Here is a 2,913-nt window from a genome sequence, read left to right as displayed (position 1 = left end):
AGAAATCTTTTTTTCTTACAATCACAACACGTTATTTTATTTTCATCAGCACAACGCCCTGAATTCAGGCGATATCCAGAAACAGTCATTCGACCTATGTCTTTCATTTTAGAGGTAAGTATTACTGGGGAAAGTTAAAGCGTGTCCACAAGCTCAACTGACATTCAATTTTTTTCACAGGAGAGACCTATTTTGACGACTTTGAAACCCTTGCTCGCCAAAAATCGCAGTTGGGCGCTGCAACGCCGCCAACGGCACCCACACTACTTCAAACAGCATGTCTCGGTGCAGAAGCCGCACTCGCTATGGATCGGCTGTTCAGACAGCCGCGTTCCCGCTGAAGTACTGACGGGCTCCAGCCCCGGCGAGCTGTTCGTTCATCGCAACATTGCCAACATGGTAAGCCACGAGGACGACAACTTCATGAGCGTGCTGCAATACGCCCTTGAATACCTCCGCGTCTCGCGCATCGTACTGTGCGGCCACTACTGCTGCGGCGGCGTTCAGGCGGCCATCGAGCTGCCGACGATGGCGCTGGATCAGGAAAACTCTGCGTTGTCCCGCCGGATCACCTCATTGCGTTCGACGCTGCTCCCCCATTTGTCCGATCATCAGGGTCAGGAAAGAGAGGAAACGCCGGATGAACAGAGAAACCGGCTGGTCGAAGCCAACGTGCGCGAACAGTTCACGCGGCTGGTCCATGCGCCTCCGGTCATCAAAGCCTGGGAGGACGGCATGGAACTGAGTGTGTTTGGCTGCGTCTATGACCTGCATAACGGTCATTTGAAAGAGTTGATTCATCAGAGTCACGGGGAGGGCGCCGCATGAACCTCTCAACGCTTCGCCAAGATATCCCCGCCGGTATTGTCGTTTTTCTTGTCGCACTGCCGCTCTGTCTGGGCATTGCGCAGGCCAGCGGACTCCCTCCGTTTGTCGGCCTGGTGACCGGCGTCATCGGCGGTCTGGTCGTCACATTGCTAAGCCCGTCGCGCTATGCCGTCAGCGGCCCGGCCGCAGGCCTGGTCACGATCGTGTCCGGGGCCATTGAGTCGCTGGGTTCGTTTGCCGCTCTGCTGTTCGCCATCATGCTCTCCGGCGTGCTGCAATATCTGATGGGCATGGCCCGCATTGGACGTTTCATTTCGGTGGTTCCCGGCAGTGTGATCCGCGGCATGTTAGCCGCCATCGGCCTCCTGTTGATCATGCAGCAGATCCCGCTGGCATTGGGTTTTCCTGATGCAAAACCGATGAGTTCGCTGTGGCGCGATCCCTCCATGCTACCCTCGTTCAGTGCGCCTTTTGTCGCTCTCTCGGGACTGCTGTTGCTATGGTGCTGGGACCATCCCGCCATCAAACAGCACAAAATCTTGAGCTGGTTCCCCGGACCGCTGGTCGCCGTTCTCTTTGGCGGACTGTGCGCGCTTTTTGGCGATCGCATCATGGCCGATTTCGCCACCACGCTGCCGCGCATTCAGCTACCGGCTTTCGAAAACCTCGGCCAGTTGGCGGCCGAAGCCGTCCGTCCTGACTGGCAGGTTTGGAACAATCCCACCGTTTACGTCGTCGCCGTCACGTTAGCGCTGGTCGCCAGTCTGGAAACGCTGCTCAGTCAGGAAGCCCTGAAGAAAATCAAGCCGCAGACACCGCCGCCCTCGCCGGATAAAGAGCTGCGGGCGCAGGGCGTCGGGAATCTGCTCAGCGGTTTTGTCGGCGGCCTGCCCATCACGGCGGTGATCGTACGCAGTTCTGTCAACGTTAACGCCGGCGCACGCAGTAAACTCTCCATTCTGCTGCACGCCATCCTGCTGCTGCTCAGCGTGCGTTATATGAGCCAGCTGCTGAACATCATTCCTTTGGCCAGCCTCGCGGCCGTACTGCTGTATACCGGATACAAGCTGGCCGCTCCGGCCCTGTTTGTCTCTCAGTGGAAAAATGGCTGGCAGCAGTTTGCTCCGTTTATCATCACGATTGCCGGGATCATCGTATTCGGCATGCTTGCGGGAATTGGGTTGGGGATAGCCGCTCAGCTCGCCATCAGCAGCTATAAGAGCCACCGTAATGCGTTGCAGCTCACCCGCTACGGCAACCATTTCGTGCTGCGCTTCCAGAAGAACCTGACGTTCGTCCACAACCCGCATCTCCAGTCGCTGCTCAACAAGATCCCGTCTCACAGCGTGGTCATCGTCGAGCATGACAATGCGGACTACATTGATGCGGACGTCAAAAACATGCTGCTCGAGTTCCGCGAAGAGGCGACGCAGCGCGGCATTCGTCTGGCGCAGTGGCCGCTGTAATGCGATGAAGTTTCGTGTTGTACCTTGTGGTGCAACGTCTTACATGCCCCTACAGCCCGGGCCGGTCAGCGGGCCGGGCTCCCTACTCCGCCATCGCCGGTTCAAACGCAATCATTGAGCGAAACCGTTAAAATAATAAGTCCGCAAATTATCCCTGCACGAATTGACATATATCGGGAAAAAATAGATTAGGGTTTACTTTATGTCGGCCACATCATTATATTGGTGCGTCAATAGGCTTTAGGCTTATTTATCATTACGCTTCGGCACGGATTCCCCCTCTACGGGCGCTTTAATAAAAATTTTTTAATTTAAAAAACGACCGTAATATTATTCAGGATGAAGTTATACATGAATCCTATCCCACTTTTTTTTGTTTCTTTAGTATTTATTGCAGACGGCCTGATGGTGTTTTTGATCCCCATACTGGTCTATGCGGAAACCCAAAGTCTGACCTATTCGGGGCTCGCCTACGCCCTGTGGTGGCTGCCCAGGATTGTATTGACCCCCTTGTTGGGAGCCGGCATCGACCGCTGGGGCGTGCGTACGCTTTCCATCGCTTCGGATGCCGTCAAAGCATTGGCCTGCCTGCTACTGTGTCTGGTGCTGCACTTCACAC

General features: G+C 55.4%; 2 protein-coding genes and 1 pseudogene. All 3 read left to right on the top strand.

Annotated features, from left to right (window positions below; all coding sequences use genetic code 11):
- Window positions 1-192: 192 nt before the first annotated feature.
- Window positions 193-828, top strand: coding sequence for a carbonic anhydrase (locus Q7O77_RS16515; protein ID WP_304169794.1), 636 nt, complete (start codon window positions 193-195; stop codon window positions 826-828).
- The gene (locus Q7O77_RS16510; RefSeq protein ID WP_304169792.1) at window positions 825-2,294 is read left to right on the top strand and encodes a SulP family inorganic anion transporter; all 1,470 of its coding nucleotides are present in this window, start codon (window positions 825-827) and stop codon (window positions 2,292-2,294) included. The genes Q7O77_RS16515 and Q7O77_RS16510 overlap by 4 nt, the downstream gene beginning before the upstream one ends.
- A gap of 351 nt (window positions 2,295-2,645) precedes the next feature.
- Window positions 2,646-2,913, top strand: a pseudogene (locus Q7O77_RS16505) (MFS transporter); the annotation flags it as partial.

The sequence above is a fragment of the Lonsdalea britannica genome (genome assembly GCF_946477055.1).
Lineage (GTDB): Bacteria > Pseudomonadota > Gammaproteobacteria > Enterobacterales > Enterobacteriaceae > Lonsdalea > Lonsdalea britannica_A.
Note: the sequence above shows the minus strand (reverse complement) of the source record. Positions and strands in the feature narration are given on the sequence as shown.

What these genes read in the sequence shown, in the direction of transcription:
- Q7O77_RS16510 (WP_304169792.1), top strand. Translation starts at nt 825, where the DNA reads ATGAACCTCTCAACGCTTCGCCAAGATATCCCCGCCGGTATTGTCGTT.